Origin of the sequence: Sphingomonas sp. CV7422, from assembly GCF_027945725.1 — a bacterium.
GTDB classification, from domain to species: domain Bacteria; phylum Pseudomonadota; class Alphaproteobacteria; order Sphingomonadales; family Sphingomonadaceae; genus Sphingomonas; species Sphingomonas kyungheensis.
In genome coordinates, this window is the sequence record NZ_CP115900.1 from 1,005,166 (window position 1) to 1,023,836 (window position 18,671).

20 protein-coding genes are annotated in these 18,671 nt (G+C 69.5%); 9 read left to right on the forward strand and 11 right to left on the reverse strand.

Going from position 1 to position 18,671, the window contains the following annotated elements:
* Nucleotides 1–21: 21 nt before the first annotated feature.
* From PBN85_RS04920 to PBN85_RS04930, 3 genes are all read right to left on the reverse strand, one after another.
* Nucleotides 22–678: an extensin family protein gene (locus PBN85_RS04920; protein ID WP_271300317.1), complete on the reverse strand. Its 657-nt coding sequence runs from the start codon at nt 676–678 to the stop codon at nt 22–24.
* A 193-nt stretch (nt 679–871) separates the two neighbouring features.
* The gene (locus PBN85_RS04925; RefSeq protein WP_271300318.1) at nt 872–1,567 is read right to left on the reverse strand and encodes a DUF4328 domain-containing protein; all 696 of its coding nucleotides are present in this window, start codon (nt 1,565–1,567) and stop codon (nt 872–874) included.
* Between the two features lie 30 nt (nt 1,568–1,597).
* The gene (locus PBN85_RS04930) at nt 1,598–2,224 is read right to left on the reverse strand and encodes a DUF4328 domain-containing protein (protein WP_271300319.1); all 627 of its coding nucleotides are present in this window, start codon (nt 2,222–2,224) and stop codon (nt 1,598–1,600) included.
* A 306-nt stretch (nt 2,225–2,530) separates the two neighbouring features.
* Between PBN85_RS04930 and PBN85_RS04935 the strand changes: the two genes are divergently transcribed.
* From PBN85_RS04935 to PBN85_RS04950, 4 genes are all read left to right on the forward strand, one after another.
* Nucleotides 2,531–3,688 (forward strand): phosphoserine transaminase, encoded by a 1,158-nt coding sequence (locus PBN85_RS04935; protein ID WP_271300320.1) that lies wholly within the window; start codon nt 2,531–2,533, stop codon nt 3,686–3,688.
* Nucleotides 3,689–3,813: 125 nt separating this feature from the next.
* A complete protein-coding gene (gene serA / locus PBN85_RS04940) occupies nt 3,814–5,391 on the forward strand; it encodes a phosphoglycerate dehydrogenase (protein WP_271300321.1) in 1,578 nt (525 codons plus the stop codon).
* A 283-nt stretch (nt 5,392–5,674) separates the two neighbouring features.
* On the forward strand, nt 5,675–6,775 hold the full coding sequence (locus PBN85_RS04945; protein WP_271300322.1) for an ATP phosphoribosyltransferase regulatory subunit: 1,101 nt from the start codon (nt 5,675–5,677) through the stop codon (nt 6,773–6,775).
* 212 nt (nt 6,776–6,987) lie between these two features.
* On the forward strand, nt 6,988–8,277 hold the full coding sequence (locus PBN85_RS04950) for an adenylosuccinate synthase (RefSeq protein ID WP_271300323.1): 1,290 nt from the start codon (nt 6,988–6,990) through the stop codon (nt 8,275–8,277).
* Nucleotides 8,278–8,341: 64 nt separating this feature from the next.
* Here PBN85_RS04950 and PBN85_RS04955 read toward each other — a convergent pair whose 3' ends face one another.
* The 7 genes from PBN85_RS04955 to PBN85_RS04985 all read right to left on the reverse strand — a co-directional run bounded on the left by PBN85_RS04955 (nt 8,342) and on the right by PBN85_RS04985 (nt 13,107).
* Nucleotides 8,342–8,791, reverse strand: coding sequence for a hypothetical protein (locus PBN85_RS04955; RefSeq protein WP_271300324.1), 450 nt, complete (start codon nt 8,789–8,791; stop codon nt 8,342–8,344).
* Nucleotides 8,792–8,858: 67 nt separating this feature from the next.
* The gene (gene aroC, locus PBN85_RS04960) at nt 8,859–9,929 is read right to left on the reverse strand and encodes a chorismate synthase (protein WP_271300325.1); all 1,071 of its coding nucleotides are present in this window, start codon (nt 9,927–9,929) and stop codon (nt 8,859–8,861) included.
* Entirely contained in the window at nt 9,926–10,180 is a 255-nt protein-coding gene (locus PBN85_RS04965) for a DUF2442 domain-containing protein (RefSeq protein ID WP_271300326.1), read from the reverse strand. The genes aroC and PBN85_RS04965 overlap by 4 nt, the downstream gene beginning before the upstream one ends.
* Nucleotides 10,149–10,409 carry a DUF4160 domain-containing protein gene (locus PBN85_RS04970; RefSeq protein ID WP_037534386.1) on the reverse strand — a complete coding sequence of 87 codons (261 nt, stop codon included), beginning with the start codon at nt 10,407–10,409 and terminating at the stop codon, nt 10,149–10,151. Before PBN85_RS04970 ends, PBN85_RS04965 begins: the two co-directional genes overlap by 32 nt.
* A gap of 10 nt (nt 10,410–10,419) precedes the next feature.
* The gene (gene fabI / locus PBN85_RS04975) at nt 10,420–11,211 is read right to left on the reverse strand and encodes an enoyl-ACP reductase FabI (RefSeq protein WP_271300841.1); all 792 of its coding nucleotides are present in this window, start codon (nt 11,209–11,211) and stop codon (nt 10,420–10,422) included.
* A gap of 8 nt (nt 11,212–11,219) precedes the next feature.
* On the reverse strand, nt 11,220–12,164 hold the full coding sequence (locus tag PBN85_RS04980; RefSeq protein WP_037534382.1) for a YihY/virulence factor BrkB family protein: 945 nt from the start codon (nt 12,162–12,164) through the stop codon (nt 11,220–11,222).
* Between the two features lie 7 nt (nt 12,165–12,171).
* Nucleotides 12,172–13,107: a DnaJ C-terminal domain-containing protein gene (locus PBN85_RS04985; RefSeq protein WP_037534380.1), complete on the reverse strand. Its 936-nt coding sequence runs from the start codon at nt 13,105–13,107 to the stop codon at nt 12,172–12,174.
* A gap of 95 nt (nt 13,108–13,202) precedes the next feature.
* Here PBN85_RS04985 and PBN85_RS04990 point away from each other — a divergent pair, with 95 nt between their 5' ends.
* On the forward strand, nt 13,203–13,469 hold the full coding sequence (locus PBN85_RS04990; RefSeq protein ID WP_037534377.1) for a hypothetical protein: 267 nt from the start codon (nt 13,203–13,205) through the stop codon (nt 13,467–13,469).
* A gap of 78 nt (nt 13,470–13,547) precedes the next feature.
* Here PBN85_RS04990 and PBN85_RS04995 read toward each other — a convergent pair whose 3' ends face one another.
* A complete protein-coding gene (locus PBN85_RS04995; RefSeq protein WP_271300327.1) occupies nt 13,548–14,213 on the reverse strand; it encodes a hypothetical protein in 666 nt (221 codons plus the stop codon).
* A 107-nt stretch (nt 14,214–14,320) separates the two neighbouring features.
* Between PBN85_RS04995 and PBN85_RS05000 the strand changes: the two genes are divergently transcribed.
* From PBN85_RS05000 to PBN85_RS05015, 4 genes are all read left to right on the forward strand, one after another.
* Entirely contained in the window at nt 14,321–14,986 is a 666-nt protein-coding gene (locus tag PBN85_RS05000; RefSeq protein WP_037531396.1) for a response regulator transcription factor, read from the forward strand.
* Nucleotides 14,976–16,373, forward strand: coding sequence for a sensor histidine kinase (locus PBN85_RS05005; RefSeq protein WP_333781839.1), 1,398 nt, complete (start codon nt 14,976–14,978; stop codon nt 16,371–16,373). Before PBN85_RS05000 ends, PBN85_RS05005 begins: the two co-directional genes overlap by 11 nt.
* 31 nt (nt 16,374–16,404) lie before the next feature.
* A complete protein-coding gene (locus PBN85_RS05010; protein WP_271300328.1) occupies nt 16,405–17,508 on the forward strand; it encodes an NADH:flavin oxidoreductase/NADH oxidase in 1,104 nt (367 codons plus the stop codon).
* Nucleotides 17,509–17,588: 80 nt separating this feature from the next.
* A complete protein-coding gene (locus tag PBN85_RS05015; RefSeq protein ID WP_271300329.1) occupies nt 17,589–18,464 on the forward strand; it encodes an SMP-30/gluconolactonase/LRE family protein in 876 nt (291 codons plus the stop codon).
* Nucleotides 18,465–18,671 lie beyond the last annotated feature (207 nt).

Sequence of the window (18,671 nt, forward strand, 5' to 3'; positions counted from 1 at the left end):
CGACGGCTCAACGCCCGATCGTCAGCGGCAGACGCCGGCGCGGTCGTCCTCCAGATGCAAGTGATTGCGATGCGCGGCATTATAGCCGGGCGACAGCACCGTGCCGAAGCGCTTGCAGGCGGAAGCGTGGATCGTCGACAGGAAGCGCTGCACCTGCGGGTCGGGCGAGGTCCAGTCGCGCAGGATCGTCACCCGCCGCCCGTCCTTCAGCGTCACCCCGCCGACGTCGATCGCATTGGCGATGGCATGGCCCGACCGCCGGTCGCCGCCGCGCCGCGTGCCGACGACGTTGCGGCAGGCATAGCTGCCCATGCTCTGCACGCTGGCCAGCTCGCTGCCGAGGATCTGATAGGCGGCGGGGGCGACCGCGTTGCGCACCCAGCCGGAGAGGGCGCGCGCCTCGCCGCAGCGGATCGCGGTGATGCCGGTGACGGGTACGCCGATGTCGATCAGCTGGACCGCGCCCGACAGGCCGCAGCCATTGCCGAAATCCTTGTCGGGCAGCGTCTTGTAGCTGACGTCCATGTTGCGCAGATCGGCGAGGCATTGCGCGGTCTGGCGGGAGGAGACGGTGGCGATCGAATCGCGCGGCGGCGCCGGACGTTCGGCGCGCCCGCAGGCGGCAAGCAGGAGGACGAGGCCGAGCGCCAGCGCCCGCCGGTCAGGGCATGGGATCATCGTCCCCGTCTACAGCGCCGCGCTGCGCCGCCAAGAGCGCGGTTTGGCGTGCCGACAGTCTTGCGATGACGCGGGTAGCGAGCAGGGTGAACAGACAGGACGGTGCCGCCCTGATGGAAAAAGCCCGCAGCGGCCCGCCCCGCGAGGGTCCCTTCGCACACCGCTGTCGGGATCATGCGGCGGTATCGGCGGCTCAGCTCCGCCGTCCCCAGCGCCGCGACCCGGTGTTGCTGTGATAGATTAGCGCGACGCGCTGCAACGCCGACAGTTGCAGGATGATGACGGAGAAGACCGCGCTCAACGCGATGTCGACGGCGACCTTGACCAGCAGCAGCATGTCGGCGGTGAGCAGGTCATGCTGCAGCGTGGCGCCGATGTACTGGCGCAGGCCGACGAGGCTGAGCACGCCGTTCGCCAGCCACAGGCCCCACCACCAGCGCAGCATGGCGGGCACCTCGACCAGCGCCGCCGCCTTGGGCGCGACGGAGATGCGCCACGTCTCGCTGATCAGGCCGAGCGGCTTGATCAGCCCGGCGACGGGTACGAAGAACCAGCCGACCGCCCAGGCCGGGCTGGTCTGCGGCGCGGTGGAAAACCGGTCGTCGAGGGCATGCGCGTTGCGGTTGGTGACATAGACCCAGCGCAGCACCGCCAGCGCAGCGAGCGCGAAGGCGACGGCGGTCAGCGCCTGCAAGGCGGACGACAGGGCCGCGACCTGCGTAAACGCCCATCGGGGGATTGCCCCCTTGCCAAGACCGCTGACCGCGCAGATTTCGATGATCCGGCCGATCCCGTCGAGCATCACCAGCACGGTCCACAGCCAGATCGCCCCCACGGCGATGCCGCCGGCGGTGGTGGGATCGCGCCGTTTCGGGTTGGTAACGCCCATTCCGCTTCCTCGTCGCATTGCATCAATGGCTCATTGTAGACGGATCGCCTCGTGTTGGAGCGTCGACAGCCGGGTGATGATCCGCCACGCCGTGCCGGCGAGCGGCAAGGCCGCGACGGCGGCGAGCAGGATCAGCCCCGGTCCGGCCGGCGCCGTGGCGGGCAGCAGCGTGGCGAGCGCGTCGGATACGGTGGCGACCAGCCACGACCCCCACCACCAGCGCAGGATCGACGGCGCCGCCACCTCGCCCGGCGCGGTGGGGGAGAGGGCGACGCGCCACGTCTCGTCGAGGTCGCGGAGCGGCATCAGCAGCGTGGCCTTTTCGTTGGCACTCTGGATCTGGAGGCGGTTGATGCCGCCGCACAGGATCATGGTCGCCACCCACAATTGCCACCAGAGTTCCATCCATTGCGGCGCCGCCACCGCTGCGGGGTCTTCCGGATCGACGGTCGCCGACCAGCTTTGCCGGATGCCTTGATACGGATGGAAGAGCGAGACGACCGGTATGAAGAACGAGACGACATTCCATGCCGGACTGATCGTCACGGCGTCACTCCAGCATCGTGCGTTGCAACTCACCCGATACACCCACCGCAGGATCGTCCCGAACGTCACGATCGAGACGAGCACGGACGCGGCACTCGAAATCAAGATCACCGGGCTTAGCGTGTTGTGGACGGCAAGGATGGTCGGCGGGTCGGATGCGGCTATGGCGAGGCCGCTTTACGCGGCGAGCGCGAGGTTCGTCGCCAGCCATATCCACGCCATCCCGCGCGCCGTCTTCGCCAACCCGGTCGGGTCTAGCAACACCTGTCGCCCCCTCGTCGCTTTGCCAAAGTTTCTTGTAGAGGCGTTTTCGCGACCGAAGCTTTTTCGATTGTCACGGTCGCCGCGTGTCTCTAGGGCCGTCGGCGGGCCACGCCGTCCCAACGCGGCGCGTGCTCTCTGTGAGGAGAGACTATTTTGACGGATACCTTCACCGCCCCCGATGCACGGGGTGCGTCCAAGCCCGCCACCAAGCCGGCGCGCCCCTTCTTCAGCTCCGGACCCTGCGCCAAGCCACCCGGCTGGGAGGCGTCGAAGCTCGCCACCGATTCGCTCGGCCGCTCGCATCGTTCGAAGATCGGCAAGCAACGGCTGCAATATGCCATCGACCTGATGCGCGAGCTGCTCGGCCTGCCCGACACGCACCGGATCGGCATCGTCCCCGGCTCCGACACCGGCGCGTTCGAGATGGCGATGTGGACGATGCTCGGCGCGCGGCCGGTGACGACGCTCGCGTGGGAAAGCTTCGGTGAAGGCTGGGTGACCGATGCGGTCAAGCAGCTCAAGATCGATCCCACCGTCATCCGTGCCGATTACGGTCAGTTGCCCGACCTTGCGCAAGTCGACTGGTCGAACGACGTGCTGTTCACCTGGAACGGCACCACCAGCGGCGTGCGCGTGCCGAACGCGGACTGGATTCCGGCGGACCGCGAGGGGCTGAGCTTCGCCGACGCGACTTCGGGCGTGTTCGCCTATGATATCGACTGGGCAAAGATCGATGTCGCGACGTTCAGCTGGCAGAAGGTGCTCGGCGGCGAGGGCGCGCACGGCGTGCTGATCCTCGGCCCGCGCGCGGTCGAGCGGCTGGAAAGCTACACGCCGGCCTGGCCGCTGCCCAAGGTGTTCCGCCTCGTGTCCAAGGGCAAGCTCACCGAGGGCATCTTCAAGGGCGAGACGATCAACACGCCGTCGATGCTCGCGGTCGAGGATGTCATCGTCAGCCTCGAATGGGCGAAGTCGCTGGGGCAGGGCGGGCTGATCGCGCGCTCGGACGCCAATGCCGCCGCGCTCGACCGGATCGTCGAGGCGCGCGACTGGCTCGGCCACCTCGCCGCCGATCCGGCGACGCGGTCGAAGACCAGCGTCTGCCTCACCGTCGAGGGCGCCGACGAGGCGTTCATCAAGGCGATGGCGTCGCTGCTCGACAAGGAGGGCGCCGCCTATGACGTCGCCGGCTATCGCGACGCGCCACCGGGCCTGCGCATCTGGTGCGGCGCGACCGTCGACACCGCCGATATCGAGGCGCTCGGGCCATGGCTCGACTGGGCCTATGCCACCGCCAAGGCGGCGGCTTAAGGTCAAGCCATCATCCCCGCGCAGGCGGGGATCCCTACACGCAGGTCGTCGCAGGAGCCGCACCGTCAGCGGCTATGGATCCCCGCCTACGCGGGGATGACGATCGTTGTTCGAAGGAATTACCCATGCCCAAAGTCCTCATCAGCGATAAAATGGACCCCAAGGCCGCGCAGATCTTCCGCGAGCGCGGCGTCGAGGTCGACGAGATCACCGGCAAGACCCCGGACGAATTAAAGGCGATCATCGGCCAGTATGACGGCCTCGCCATCCGCAGCTCGACCAAGGTGACCAAGGAGATCCTGGAGCACGCCACCAACCTCAAGGTCGTCGGCCGCGCCGGCATCGGCGTCGACAATGTCGATATCCCCGCGGCATCCGCCAAGGGCGTCGTCGTGATGAACACGCCGTTCGGCAATTCGATCACCACCGCCGAACATGCCATCGCGCTGATGTTCGCGCTCGCCCGCCAGCTGCCCGAGGCCGATGCCTCGACCCAGGCGGGCAAGTGGGAGAAGAACCGCTTCATGGGCGTCGAGCTGACCGCCAAGACGCTCGGCCTGATCGGCGCGGGCAATATCGGCTCGATCGTCGCCGACCGCGCGCGCGGCCTCAAGATGAAGGTGGTGGCGTTCGATCCCTTCCTCACGCCTGAGCGTGCGATCGAGATGGGCGTCGAGAAGGTGACGCTCGACGAGCTGCTGGCGCGTGCCGACTTCATCACGCTGCACACGCCGCTGACCGACCAGACGCGCAACATCCTCTCGGCCGAGGCGCTCGCCAAGACGAAGAAGGGCGTACGGATCATCAATTGCGCGCGCGGCGGCCTGATCGACGAGGCGGCGCTCAAGGAGGGGCTCGACAGCGGTCATATCGGCGGCGCGGCGCTCGACGTCTTCGTCGAGGAGCCGGCCAAGGCCTCGCCCTTGTTCGGCACGCCCAATTTCGTCAGCACGCCGCACCTCGGCGCGTCGACCACCGAGGCGCAGGTCAATGTCGCGATCCAGGTCGCCGAGCAGATGGCCGACTTCCTCGTCTCGGGCGGCGTCACCAATGCGCTCAACATGCCGAGCCTGTCGGCGGAGGAGGCGCCCAAGCTCAAGCCGTATATGGCGCTCGCCGAAAAGCTCGGCAGCCTCGTCGGCCAGCTCACCACCGGCGCGATCACCCGCATCTCGGTCCATACCGAAGGCGCGGCGGCGGAGCTCAACGCCAAGCCGATCACCAGCGCGGTGCTCGCCGGCTTCCTGCGCAACCAGACCGACACGGTCAACATGGTCAACGCACCGCTGCTCGCCCGCGATCGCGGCGTCGAGGTGCGCGAGGTGCGCACCGAGCGCGAGGGCGATTATCACACGCTGCTGCGCGTCTCGGTGAAGACCGCCGACGGCGAGCGTTCGGTCGCCGGCACGCTGTTCGGCGATCAGGCGCCGCGGCTGGTCGAATTGTTCGGCATCAAGGTCGAGGCCGATCTGGTCGGGCCGATGCTCTATGTCGTCAACGAGGATGCGCCCGGCTTCATCGGCCGGCTCGGCACCGCGCTGGGCGAGGCGGGGGTCAATATCGGCACCTTCCATCTCGGCCGGCGTCAGGCGGGCGGCGAGGCGGTGCTGCTGCTCTCGGTCGACGAGCCGGTCGATGCCGACCTGCTCGCCAAGGTCAAGGCGCTGCCGGGCGTCAAGACCGCGATGGGTCTGACCTTCTAGGTCCGGTCGACGCTCCGTGTCCGGCGCGGCTGTGCCGCGGCGGTCCACCGGTCCGCGCGGAAGCGCGGTGGGCGCGGGGGGCGGCTGTGCCCGGGCGGTACGCGCCGGTTCGTCCGCGGCATGGCGTCGCGGTCGCCGGCGCGTCGCCGGCGAACCCTCCGCGCGAACCCCGTTGCCCCACCCGGATTCGCGCAACGGTGATCGTCGATCCGTGCCAACCCGCGGTGGGGGCACGCGATCCGGCGTTGCCCCCGTTCCCGGCCGCGGATAGGGGACGGCTACGATGACACCCCTGCTTCCCGAAGGCTTCCGCGACCGGCTGCCGCCACATGCCGATGCTGCCGCCGCCGTCGAGGCCCGCGCGCTCGAAGCGGCGCGCCTCTATGGCTATGAGCGCGCCGATCCGCCGCTCGTCGAATATGCCGATGCTTTGGGCTCGCGGCTCAAGGACGGCGCGCTGACCGACGCGGTGCGCTACGTCGATCCGGTGTCGCAGCGCACGCTGGCGATCCGCCCCGACGTCACCGCGCAGATCGCGCGGATCGCCGCGACCCGCATGGGCCACCACCCGCGCCCGGTGCGCTTGTCCTATGCCGGGCCGGTGCTCAAGCTGCGCAGCCCCGAACTCGCCCCGGCGCGCGAATGGCGGCAGATCGGCTGCGAGCTGATCGGGCTCGATTCGATCGCTGCGGCGCAGGAGGTGGTGGCGGTCGCCGTCTCGGCGCTGACCGCAGCGGGGGCGAGCGGCCTGTCGATCGACTTCACCTTGCCCGATCTGGTCGACACGCTCGCCGCCGGGCCGTTGCCGGTCGCCGCGGAGCGGATCGCGCTGCTCCAGGAGCGGCTCGACGCCAAGGATGCCGGTGCGGTCGCGGCGATCGCGCCCGACTATCTACCGCTGATCGAGGCGGCGGGTCCGTTCGACGGCGCCATCGCCCGGCTGCGCGCCTTCGACACCGGACAGGTGCTCGCCAGCCGGCTCGACGGCCTCGCCGCGATCGCCGCGGGGCTGGGCGAGGACGTCACGCTGACGCTCGATCCGACCGAGCGGCATGGGTTCGAATATCAGTCGTGGCTCGGCTTCTCGCTGTTCATCGCCGGCGCGGCGCGCGAGGTCGGGCGCGGCGGCACCTATGCGGTGATGCACGAAGGCGGTGCGGAGGAAGCGGCGACCGGCTTCTCGCTCTACGCCGATGCGATCCTCGCCACCGCGGGCACGGCCGATCGCCGACGCCTGTTCCTGCCGTTCGGCACGCCGGCCGAGGCGGGGACGGCGATGCGCGCCGCCGGCTGGGTCGCGGTCGCGGCGCTGACCGCGGGCGACACGCCGGAGGCACAGCTCTGCACGCACCTCTATGTCGATGGCGAGGCGCGGGCGCTCTGATCGGCTCGCATTGGTGACGTGTCGGTGGCGGGACGCAATGCGCTCGTCCCGTCACCGACGGCAGAGCCATACCGTTCCCCGCCCTCAATTCCCGCCAAGCGGTTGACCCCGCCGCCGCGCGCCGGTAGGCGCGCGGCATCTCAGGACCGTTCGTGTGCCGAGTCCTGTCGAAGGGCGCACGGATCAACGCCGGCAGGCGGAGACCTGTATCCATGGCCAATGTAGCAGTCATCGGCGCGCAATGGGGCGACGAGGGCAAGGGCAAGATCGTCGACTGGCTCGCCGAGCGCGCCGATATGGTGGTGCGCTTCCAGGGCGGCCATAACGCCGGCCATACGCTCGTCGTCGGCGACAATGTCTACAAGCTGTCGCTGCTGCCCTCGGGCATCGTCCGCGGCACGCCGAGCGTGATCGGCAACGGCGTCGTGCTCGACCCCTGGGCGCTCAAGGCGGAGATCGAGCGGCTGGCGGCGCAGGGCGTCACCGCGACGCCCGAGACGCTGCGCATCGCCGACACCTGCGCGCTGATCCTGCCGCTCCACCGCGACCTCGACGCCCTGCGCGAGGATGCGAGCGGCGCGGGCAAGATCGGCACCACCCGTCGCGGCATCGGCCCGGCCTATGAGGACAAGGTCGGCCGGCGCGCGATCCGCGTCTGCGATCTGGCGCATCTCGACGATCTCGGGCCGCAGCTCGACCGGCTGCTCGCGCATCACGACGCGCTGCGCGCGGGGTTCGGCTCGCCCGCGATCGATCGCGCCACGCTGCTCGCCGAACTGCGCGAGATCGCCGGGTTCGTGCTGCCGTTCGCCAAGCCGGTATGGCGCGACCTCAACGAGGCGAAGGGCCGCGGCAAGCGTATCCTGTTCGAAGGCGCGCAGGGCGTGCTGCTCGACGTCGATCACGGCACCTATCCCTTCGTCACCTCGTCCAACACGATCGCCGGTACGGCGGCGGGCGGATCGGGGCTGGGGCCGGCGGCGGTCGGCTTCGTGCTCGGCATCGCCAAGGCCTATACCACCCGCGTCGGGTCGGGGCCGTTCCCGACCGAGCTGGAGGACGAGACCGGCGAGCGGCTCGGCCAGCGCGGCCATGAATTCGGTACGGTGACGGGGCGCAAGCGGCGTTGCGGCTGGATCGACACGGTCCTGCTGCGCCAGTCGGCGGCGGTCGGCGGCATCACCGGCATCGCGCTGACCAAGATCGACGTGCTCGACGGCTTCGAGACGGTCAAGATCTGCACCGGCTATCGCCTCAACGGCGAGGCACTCGACTATTTCCCGGCGCATGCCGCGGATCAGGCGGCGGTCGAGCCGGTCTACGAAGAGATGGAAGGCTGGCAGGAGTCGACAGCCGGGGCACGGAGCTGGGCCGATCTGCCGGCGCAGGCGATCAAGTATATCCGCCGCGTCGAGGAGCTGATCCGCTGCCCGGTCGCCCTCGTGTCGACCAGCCCGGAACGCGAGGACACGATCCTCGTCCGCGATCCGTTCGCCGACTGACGGCGGACACGAAAAAGCCGGGCGGTGTGACCCGCCCGGCCTTTTGTTCGCAGCTTCGAAAAGCTTATTGCGGGGTGGCGGTGCCACCCGTGGTGGTGCCGCCCATCGTCCCGGTGGTCGACGTGCCGCCCATCGTGTCGGTGGTGCCGCCCATCGTGCCCGTGGTCGAGCCGGTGCCGGTGCCGGTCGCGCCGCCCATCGTATCGGTGGTGCCCATCGTGCCGGTGGTCGAGCCGCTCATGCTGCCCGAACCGGTCGTGCGACCGCTACGGGTGCTGCGCGACTTGCGCGACGAACGGCTCTGCGTCGTGGTGCCGCTCGACATCGTCGAATCGGTCGGCGCGGTGGTCGTCTGACCGCCCATTGTACCGGTCGTGCTGCCGCCCATCGTGCCCATGCTGCCCGAGGTGCTGCCGCCCATCGTGCCGCCAGCGGTGCCGCCGGTCGTCGTCTGGGCATAGGCTGCGGCGGGGATCAGCATCGCGGCGGCCATCAGCGGAATGATCTTACGCATCGTTCTCTCCTGCTTTGTCGTCCGCCCCCAACGGGCCGATGCAGGGAGGGTTCCGTTTTATTAACCTTCAGCGCCCCGTCTGGCCGCGATGGAGCAACGCCTGGTCGGCAAGTACTAGGGCCATCATCGCCTCGACCACGGGTACGCCGCGGATGCCGACGCAGGGGTCGTGACGGCCCTTGGTGGCGATATCCGCCGCCGCGCCGCTGCGGTCGATCGTCGGTACCGGGATGAGGATCGAACTGGTCGGCTTGAACGCGACGCGGAGCCGGATCGGCTGGCCGGTGGCGATGCCGCCGGTGATCCCGCCGGCATGGTTGGCGAGGAAATCGGGACCGTCGGCGCCCGGCCGCATCGCATCGGCATTCGCCTCGCCGGTCAGCGCCGCGGCGGCGAAGCCGTCGCCGATCTCGACGCCCTTGACCGCATTGATCCCCATACAGGCATGCGCCAGCTCGGCGTCGAGCTTGGCATATAGCGGCGCGCCCCAGCCGGCCGGCACCCCGGTCGCCTCGCACGCCACCACCGCGCCGAGCGACGAACCCGCCTTGCGCGCGCCATCGACCAGCGCCTCCCAGCGTGCGGCCGCGGCCGCGTCGGGGCAGAAGAAGGGGTTGGCATCGATCGCCGCGTCGTCAAACGCAGCATAATCGATGGCATCGCCACCGATCGCCTCGACCCAGCCGCGGATGCGCACCTGCGGTATCACCGCTCGCGCCACCGCGCCGGCGGCGACACGCGACGCCGTCTCGCGCGCCGAGGAACGACCGCCGCCGCGATGATCCCGCAGGCCGTATTTGGCGTCATAGGCATAATCGGCATGGCCGGGGCGATAAGCCTTGGCGACCTCGGAATAATCCTTCGATCGCTGGTCGACGTTCTCGATCATCAGGCTGATCGGCGTACCGGTCGTCCGCCCCTCGAACACGCCGGACAGGATGCGCACCTGATCGGGCTCGCGCCGCTGCGTCGTGAAGCGCGAGGTGCCGGGGCGGCGCTTGTCGAGCCACGGCTGGATGTCCGCCTCGCCGAGCGCGATCCCCGGCGGGCAGCCGTCGACCACCGCGCCGATCGCCGGACCATGGCTTTCGCCCCAGGTGGTGAAGCGGAACAGATGCCCGAAGCTGTTGATGCTCATGCGGCGCTACGCTTTGCCTGGTTCATGTCGCCGCGACCGGCGAGCAGGCCCGCGACCGAGATATCCTCGTCGAGCTCGTCCCAGTGCAGACCGCTGGGGCTGATCCACACCTTATCGCGATCCGCCGCCGATCCGTGCAGCAGCCGGGGATACCAGGCGAGCGGCACGCCCAGGGTGCGGCCATCGTCGAGGCGGACCCACATCTGATCGTCATCGAACTCAACGCTCGTCGCGCGTACCGAAATGCTCATGCCAGGCGCTCGTAATCTCAGGTCGACGAAGGCTGACCTGCTCGATGATCCATCGCAGGGCGCGGGCGTCCAGTCCATGATTATCGGCCAACGTCACCTCGGGATACAGCCAGAGCTTCGCATCACCGATGCCGCGTTTGGCAACATGGACGTGGATCGGCTCGCGCGGGTCACCTTCATTGGAGTAGAAGTGGAACCGCCATCCGCGATCGACGAAGACGACCGGCACCGCCGTCGTCTTACGCCAGCGCGATATCCGGGGCGTCCTCCGCTTTCATGCCGATGACGTTATAGCCCGCGTCGACATGGTGGATCTCGCCGGTCACGCCCGCCGACAGGTCGGACAGCATGTACAGGCCGGCGCCGCCGACATCGTCGATCGTCACGGTGCGGCGGAGCGGCGCGTTGAGCTCGTTCCATTTGAGGATATAGTTGAAGTCGCCGATGCCGCGCGCCGCCAGCGTCTGGATCGGCCCGGCGGAGATCGCGTTGATGCGGATATTGTCGGGGCCGAGATCGACCGCGAGATATTTGACGCTGGTCTCCAGAGCCGCCTTGGCGACGCCCATCACGTTGTAATGCGGGATGACCTTCTCGGCGCCGTAATAGGTCAGTGTCAGGATCGCGCCGCCGTCCGGCATCATCGCGCGCGCGCGCTGCGCCACCGCGACCAGCGAATAGGCCGAGATGTTCATCGTCATCAGGAAATTGTCGAGCGTCGTGTCGTAATAACGGCCGCGCAGCTGCGACTTGTCGGAGAAGCCGATCGCATGGACGACGAAATCGATCGTCGGCCATTCCGCCTTGAGCGCATCGAAGGTCGCGTCGAGCGCCGCCATGTCGGCGACGTCGCAATCGAACAGTCGCGCGACGCCGAGCTGTTCGGCGAGCGGACGCACGCGCTTCTCCATCGCCGCGCCCTGATAGGAGAAAGCGAGTTCGGCGCCATGTTCGGACAGGTGTTGGGCAATGCCCCAGGCGAGCGACTTGTCGTTCGCCAGCCCCATGATCAACCCACGCTTGCCCGCCATCAAACCCGTCACGCCGTCTTCGCCTTTTCTGTCACCGATTGCCCCTGTAGCGCCGGTTCGGGGGGTTCCGCCAGTGCCGCGTTGAGATGCGCGCCGAACACCAGTCCCAATCCGATCAGGTAGAAAAACAACAGCATCACGACGACCCCGGCCAGGCTGCCATAGGTCATGTCATAGCCGCCGAGATGCCCCAGCACCCATGGCAGCAGCGTCGTCATCCCGACCCACCAGACCGTGGTGAACGCCGCACCCGGCCATTTGCGGCAGTCGGTATAACGATATTTGGACGGCGTCACCGAATAGAAGAGCAGATAGAGCGCGCCGAACATCACCAGCCCCGGGATGATCCGCGACAGGCCGACCCATCCGGCGAGCCCTTCCGCAAAGGGGAGCAGGCGGTAGATGAACTGTTCCGCCGCGGTCAGGATGCCCTGGACGAGGAAGCTGAGCAGCGCGATGATCACCGACAGGATGATGACGCCCGACGACGAGAGGCGCGACCGCCAGAACGGCACGCTTGCCTTGACGCCATAAGCACGATGGAAAATGTCGCGGATCGTCTCGACGAAGCTGCCGACCGTCCACAATCCGACCAGCCCGCCCAGCCACAGCAGCGATCCCGTCCGCGCGAGCAGCACGTCCGCGATCGGCTTGCGCAGGATATCGGCGACATCGGGCGGCAGCACGTGGAGGAACGAGGCGACCGCCCGCTGCGTCTCGGCGCTCTGCCCGAGCAGCGACAGCACCGCCGCGGCGGTGATGAAGAACGGGAACACCGTCATCAGTGCCAGATAGGCGAGGTTGCCGGCGTGGATGAAGCCATCGGTGAACACGCCATAGGCGGCGCGCTTGGTGATCTCCCACGCCGCGGGGCCGGGTTTCAGCTTGGCGAGCTGGTGGCGCGCGCGATGATGCGCGCGCGCCTCGGGGGTAAGGACATTCGTTTCGGTCACGACCGCGTCAGACGCCCATGGCGGCTCGCGGGTTCCGCGGGTCGTTCCACCCGGCGACGAACTGTTGCAGCGCTGCATCATCGGCCGGCAGGTCGATCAGCAGCGTGACGAGCTGATCGCCGCGTGTGCCGTCCTTCTTGTGAAACCCCTTGCCCTTGAGCCGCAGCGTCTTGCCCGAGCTGGTGCCCTTGGGGATGGTCAGCATCACCGGCTTGTCGACGGTCGGCACGCGCACGGTGCCGCCGGCGACCGCTTCCTTGAGCGTGATCGGCAGGTCGAGCCGCACGTCGTCGCCGTCGCGCTCGAAGAAACGGTGCGGCTGCACCTCGATGGCGACGATCGCATCGCCGGCGCCGCCCGGCCCGGCCTCGCCCTTGCCGGCGAGCTTCATCTGCGTGCCGCTCTCGAGCCCGGCGGGCAGTTTGAGATCGATCGTCTTGCCGTCGCCGAGCGTCACGCGCTGCGGGCTGAGCGTCGCCGCGTCGATGAAGGGCACCTGCAACCGATAGGTGACGTTGGCGCCCTTGGGCTGCGCACGCCGGCCGAAGCCGCTAGAAAAGCCGCCGCCCCGCGCCTGTCCGCCGCCGAACAGCCCTTCGAAGATGTCGCTCATGTCCGGATCGCCGCCGGCGCCGAATTCATAGCCGGCGCTGTTGAAGCCTGCCGATCCGGCGCGGCCGCCGCCCGGTCGCGCGCCGCCGAAGCCGAAGGGCGCGGCGGGGTTGCCGTCGCCGTCGATCTCGCCGCGGTCGAACTTCGCGCGCTTGTCCTTGTCGTTGAGCAGGTCGTAGGCGTTGGTGACCTGGCTGAACCGCTCGGACGCTTTGGGGTTGTCCTTGTTGCGGTCGGGATGCAGTTCCTTGGCGAGCTTGCGGTACGCCTTTTTGATGTCCGCCTCGGACGCGCCGCGCGCAACGCCCAAGGTTTGATATGGATCGGCCATTGGGTCCCCGTTGGTGTATTACGGACCCATGTGGGGGAGGGCGCGACGCAACGCAATCGCTCGCTGCATCGTTGGGTCTTTCAAGGAGATACGATGTGACCGACAAACAACCGATGCAGGCGATCGACCCGAATCACGCTGAAAAGGCCAAACAGGACGACGGTGTCGAATGGCCATCGGGCAAGGGCGACAGCGAAAGCAGCGGCGGCGCCTACCCCAATCCGCACACCGGCAAGGGCAAGCAGGACGATGTCGGCGGCGGCTTCCTCGGCCATGGCGGGCAGAGCCATATCGACTATTCGGGCACCGGCGACGACGACACCGACGAAGCGGTCGGCAATGAAAACGCCGTGACCAAGTAAAACGGGTCTCTTCGCGGACGATACGTCGCTCCCGTCGCCGCTGAACGACGACGGGAGCGATTTTTGTGTGCCGCTGGCTCAGCGCGCCGGGGTCGGCGCCGGGGCCGGGGCGACCGGCGCGGCACCGGCGCGGGGCGCAGGCGGGGCGGCGCCGTTCACAGGCGGCGGCGGCGGAGGCGTTCCGGCCGGGCCGACCGCAGGCGGCGGCGGCGTTCCGGCGGGACCCGCGCCGGGCGGCGGCGGCGGCGGGCTGCCGGCCGGACCGACACCCGGGGGCGGGGGCGGCGTTCCGGCGGGACCGGCACCGGGCGGCGGCGGCGGCGGCGGCGGTGCATCCGCACCCGGACCGCGCGGGCGGGGCCGCGGGCCGACCTCATTCACCTCGCCCGATGGGCCGACGAGGAAGTGCGCCCGCAACTGGCCCTCGTCATAACGGCCCTGGACCAGCACCGCATTGCCGCGCGTCACATGGGCGGTGCCGTCGCGCCCGGCGTCGATCATCGCACGGCCGCTGCCGTCCTGGACGACGAACCGGTCCCCGAACACCTCGGCGACACGGCCCTTGACCGTGACGATGCCGTTGCTGTTGGCGAGGCGGGCGATCGGCGTCGCCACCGTCGGGGCCATCTCGACGCCCGGCCGGGTCAGCGCGACCGCGCCGGCGCCGCCCGCTGCCCCCACCGCGACCAGCGCCGCCGCACCGAGCGCCAGCCGCTGCCGGATCGTCATATGTAGTCTTGCCATCGATCGTCTCCTTCATGTCGATGACCGGCTTCTACGGTGATTCGGCCGACCCCCGCTGAACCAGGCGGTTCATGTTCGGTTTAGCCAGGGAGAATAGGGCCACGGTCATGCGCATCCTGCTAGTCGAAGACGATCCCGACCTTGGCCCGGCCACCGCCCGCGCGCTGCGCGCCGAGCATTTCGCGGTCGATCTCGTCGCCGACGGGATCGACGCCGGCCATCTCGGCGAAACAGAGACCTATGACGCGGCGGTGCTCGACCTCGGGCTGGCGGGCAAGGACGGGATCAGCGTGCTGCGCGACTGGCGCGCTGCGTCGCGCGCGCTGCCGGTGCTGATCCTCACCGCGCGCGACGGCTGGTCCGACAAGGTCGCCGGCTTCAAGGCGGGGGCGGACGACTATCTAGTCAAGCCGTTCCGCGTCGAGGAACTGGTGATGCGGCTGCGCGCGCTTGTCCGCCGCGCCGCCGGCCATGCCCAGCCGGTGCTGACCTGCGGACGGCTGTCGTTCGATACGCAGATCGGCCATTTCGAACTCGACGGCCTGCCGCTCAAGCTCACCGCGTTCGAATGGCGCGTGCTGTCGACGCTGATGCTGCGGCGCGAGGCGGTGATCGAGCGGCTCGACCTGCTCGAACGCGTCTATGAAGGCGATGCCGATGTCGATTCGAACAGTCTCGAGGTGATAGTCGGCCGCCTGCGCCGCAAGATCGGCGCCGAGATGATCGAGACGATCCGCGGCCGCGGCTATCGGCTGACCTGCGGTGAAGGCTGAGCCGGTGCTGCGATCGATCCAGGGGCGGATGCTGCTGCTCTCCGCGGTGGCGATCCTCGCCGCGCTCGGCATCGCCGGCTGGGCGATCGCCGGCGTGCTCGAACGCGTCGTCACCGAAGGCATCGACCGGCGGCTCGATGCCGAGATCGCCTTGCTCGCCAGCACCGTCGCGCCGGACGGGCAGGTCGACCGCGCCCGGCTCACCGCACGGGCCGGCGCCTTGGAGGCGGGGCGCGGCTGGACGTGGCGGATCGACGGACCCGACGGGGCGATCGGCTCGGCCGACCCACCGCGGCTGCGGCCCGGCCCGGTCGCCGCACCGCCGCCGCCGCCGGGCGCGCCCGACGCACCGCGAGCGCCCCCCGCACCGATCGCGGAGGATGCCGCCGCACCGCAGGGGCTCGACGGCGTCGATCAGGCTGGCCGCACCATCCACGCCCGCCGCCTGCGCCTCGTCACGTCGCGGGGCACGGTATCGCTGCTCGCCGCCGCGCCGCGCGCGGTGGTGGCACGGCCGCTGCGTGAGGCGTTGACGCCGCTGCTCGTCGCGCTGGCGATCCTCGCCGCGCTGCTCGCCGCCGCGTCGCTGCTGCAACTGCGCCTCGGCCTGCGCCCGCTCGCCCGGATGCGCGAGCAGCTCGCCGCGATCCGCGCCGGCCTGCGCGAGCGGGTCGACGACGATCAGCCGGTCGAGCTGCGCGGCCTCGCCGACGAACTCAACGCGCTCGCCGCCGATCGCGCCGCCGCGCTCGCCACCGCGCGCCAGTCCGCGGCCAATCTGGCGCATGCGCTCAAGACGCCGGTGGCGACGCTCGCGCTGCAGCTGCGCGACGATCCGGCCAAGGCGGCGCAGGTCGCGCGGATCGACGCGACGATCCGCCACCATCTCGCCCGCGCCCGTACGGGAGCGACCGATACGCGGGCCAGCGTGCGTATCGCCCCGGCGGTAGACGATCTCGCGCTGGCGATCGGCCGCCTCCACGCCGGGCGCGGCATCACCGTCACGCCGCAGGTGGCCGGCGACCCGGTCGCGGCGATGGACGCGCAGGATTTCGACGAACTGCTCGGCAACCTGCTCGACAATGCCGCGCGCCACGCCGCGACGCAGGTGTGGATCGATGTGCGCGTGGCGAGCGACGACGCGCGCCGCATCGTGCTAACCGTCAGCGACGACGGTCCCGGCATCCCCGCCGCGGACCGCGCGCGCGTCACCGAGCCGGGCGTACGGCTCGACGAGCGCGGCGAAGGCCATGGCTTTGGCCTCGCCATCGTCCGCGAGCTGACCGAGCTGCACGGCGGCAGCCTGACGCTCGGCGAGCGTGACGGCGGTGGCCTTGCCGCGAGCGTCACGTTGCCGGCGCGGCACCAATCGGCCGGTCAAGCGTAGCGCCTATCCGTCTCCCGTCCGCCGAGGTGCCATGCCGACTCCCGCCCTGTTCCAGCCGATCACCGTCGGCGCGCTTACGATGCGCAACCGCATCGTCATTGCCCCGATGTGCCAATATTCCGCCGAACAGGGGCGGATGACCGACTGGCATCTCATCCACCTCGGCCATCTCGCGCTGTCGGGGGCGGGGCTGCTGACGATCGAGGCGAGCGCGGTGACGCCCGAGGGGCGGATCACCTTCGGCGACGTCGGCCTGTACGACGATGCCACCGAGGCGGCGATGGCGCGGGTGCTCGAATCGATGCGCCGCCATTCCGACATGCCGATTGCGATTCAGCTCGCCCATGCCGGGCGCAAGGCGTCGACCGACCTGCCGTGGCGCGGTGGCAAGCAGATCGCGCCCGACCATGCCGACGGCTGGCAGACGGTCGCGCCGTCGCCTGCGCCCTTCGCCGAGGGCGAGAATCCGCCGCACGCGCTTTCGGTCGCCGAGATCGAGGCGCTCGTCGCCGCCTTCGCCGAATCCGCCCGCCGCGCCGCGCGGCTGGGGATCGACGCGGTGCAGTTGCACGGCGCGCACGGCTATCTGCTCCACCAGTTCCTGTCGCCGCTCAGCAACCGGCGGACGGATGAGTATGGCGGCAGCCTCGACAATCGCATGCGCTTCCCGCTCGCAGTGTTCGACGCGGTGCGCGCCGCCTTCCCGGCGGAGCGGCCGGTGACGATGCGCGTCTCGGGCACCGACTGGGTCGAGGGCGGCTGGGATGCCGAACAGACCGTCGCCTTCGCCCGCGCGCTCGAAGCGCGCGGCTGCGCGGCGATCCACGTATCGAGCGGCGGGCTCGATCCGCGCCAGCAGATCCCGACCGGGCCGAGCTATCAGGTACCGCTCGCCCGTGCGGTCAAGCAGGGCTGCGGCCTGCCGGTCGTCGCGGTCGGGCTGATCACCGACTATGAGCAGGCCGAGGCGATCGTCGGCACCGGCGATGCCGACATGATCGCGCTCGCCCGCACCATCCTCTACGAACCGCGCTGGCCCTGGCATGCCGCGGCGCATCTCGGCGCGCACGTCAAGGCGCCCGACCAATATCTGCGCTCGCAGCCGCATCGCTTCCGCGACCTGTTCGACGCGTGAGGCAGGCTGGTTTTGTCAGACTGGACCTGAACCCCGGATCGGAGGATGTAGCGCCAGCTTCAACCTGGAGGGGATATGCCATGACCGATCATCACGTGCGCACCGTATTGCCGGTACAGGCGGTACTCGGCGAGGGGCCGGTGTGGATCGGGCGCGAGCAGGCCGTGTGGTTCGTCGACATCAAGAGCCGGCATATCCACCGCTTCGATCCCGCGAGCGGCACGGCGCAGCGCTGGGATGCGCCCGATCAGGTCGGCTGGGTGCTGCCGAGCGACGACGGCGGCCTGATCGCCGGCCTGCGCACCGGACTGCACCGCTTCGATCCCGCCGACGGCAGCTTCACCTTCCTGGCGCGGCCCGAGGGCGATGCCGCCGGCAACCGGCTCAACGACGCGGCGACCGACAGCGCCGGGCGGATCTGGTTCGGCACGATGGATGACGCCGAGACGGATCTGACCGGGCGCGTCTATCGCCACGCCGGCGGCACGGTCAGCGACAGCGGCCTCGCCCCGGTATGCATCACCAACGGCCCGGCGATCGCCGGCGACGGCGTCACGCTCTACCATACCGACACGCTCGGCAAGACGATCTGGCGCGCGACGATCGATGGCGACGGCCGGCTCGGCGCGGCGACGCGCTTCGTGACGATCGAGGAGGGCGCCGGCTATCCCGACGGTTCGGTGGTCGATGCCGAAGGGTGTCTGTGGGTCGCGCTGTGGGGCGGCTGGGGCGTGCGCCGCTACGATCCCGCGGGCGCGCTGATCGGCACGGTGCGGCTGCCCGCGTCGAACATCACCAAGATCGCCTTCGGCGGCGCCGATTTGCGCACCGCCTATGCGACGAGCGCGCGCAAGGGACTCGATGCCGAAGCCTTGGCGGATCAGCCGGAAGCGGGCAATCTGTTCGCCTTCGACCCGGGCGTGGCCGGCGTACCGGTGACGCCGGTGGCGGTGTAAGGAGCGCCTTCCGGAGGTGTCGCACCACATTGATGCTTGGCGGGCCTTGAGGATATCGGCACGCCCGAACACGTCTGCGCAAGTGTCGCTGCACCTGCCAGAGCATCACAGTATTCCCGCGCGGGCGGGAATCCGGTGGCCAAGCAGACCATCGGGTTACGACTAAGAAGACGCTGGGCTCCCGCCTGCGCGGGAGTACTGCAATAC

Excerpts from the sequence above, each read along its gene's own strand:
- PBN85_RS04920 (WP_271300317.1), bottom strand. The coding sequence starts at position 678 with ATGATCCCATGCCCTGACCGGCGGGCGCTGGCGCTCGGCCTCGTCCTC.
- PBN85_RS04925 (WP_271300318.1), bottom strand. The coding sequence starts at position 1,567 with ATGGGCGTTACCAACCCGAAACGGCGCGATCCCACCACCGCCGGCGGC.
- serA (WP_271300321.1), top strand. The coding sequence starts at position 3,814 with ATGCCCAAAGTCCTCATCAGCGATAAAATGGACCCCAAGGCCGCGCAG.
- PBN85_RS04945 (WP_271300322.1), top strand. The coding sequence starts at position 5,675 with ATGACACCCCTGCTTCCCGAAGGCTTCCGCGACCGGCTGCCGCCACAT.
- PBN85_RS04950 (WP_271300323.1), top strand. The coding sequence starts at position 6,988 with ATGGCCAATGTAGCAGTCATCGGCGCGCAATGGGGCGACGAGGGCAAG.
- PBN85_RS04955 (WP_271300324.1), bottom strand. The coding sequence starts at position 8,791 with ATGCGTAAGATCATTCCGCTGATGGCCGCCGCGATGCTGATCCCCGCC.
- aroC (WP_271300325.1), bottom strand. The coding sequence starts at position 9,929 with ATGAGCATCAACAGCTTCGGGCATCTGTTCCGCTTCACCACCTGGGGC.
- PBN85_RS04965 (WP_271300326.1), bottom strand. The coding sequence starts at position 10,180 with ATGAGCATTTCGGTACGCGCGACGAGCGTTGAGTTCGATGACGATCAG.
- fabI (WP_271300841.1), bottom strand. The coding sequence starts at position 11,211 with ATGGCGGGCAAGCGTGGGTTGATCATGGGGCTGGCGAACGACAAGTCG.
- PBN85_RS04985 (WP_037534380.1), bottom strand. The coding sequence starts at position 13,107 with ATGGCCGATCCATATCAAACCTTGGGCGTTGCGCGCGGCGCGTCCGAG.
- PBN85_RS04995 (WP_271300327.1), bottom strand. The coding sequence starts at position 14,213 with ATGGCAAGACTACATATGACGATCCGGCAGCGGCTGGCGCTCGGTGCG.
- PBN85_RS05000 (WP_037531396.1), top strand. The coding sequence starts at position 14,321 with ATGCGCATCCTGCTAGTCGAAGACGATCCCGACCTTGGCCCGGCCACC.
- PBN85_RS05010 (WP_271300328.1), top strand. The coding sequence starts at position 16,405 with ATGCCGACTCCCGCCCTGTTCCAGCCGATCACCGTCGGCGCGCTTACG.
- PBN85_RS05015 (WP_271300329.1), top strand. The coding sequence starts at position 17,589 with ATGACCGATCATCACGTGCGCACCGTATTGCCGGTACAGGCGGTACTC.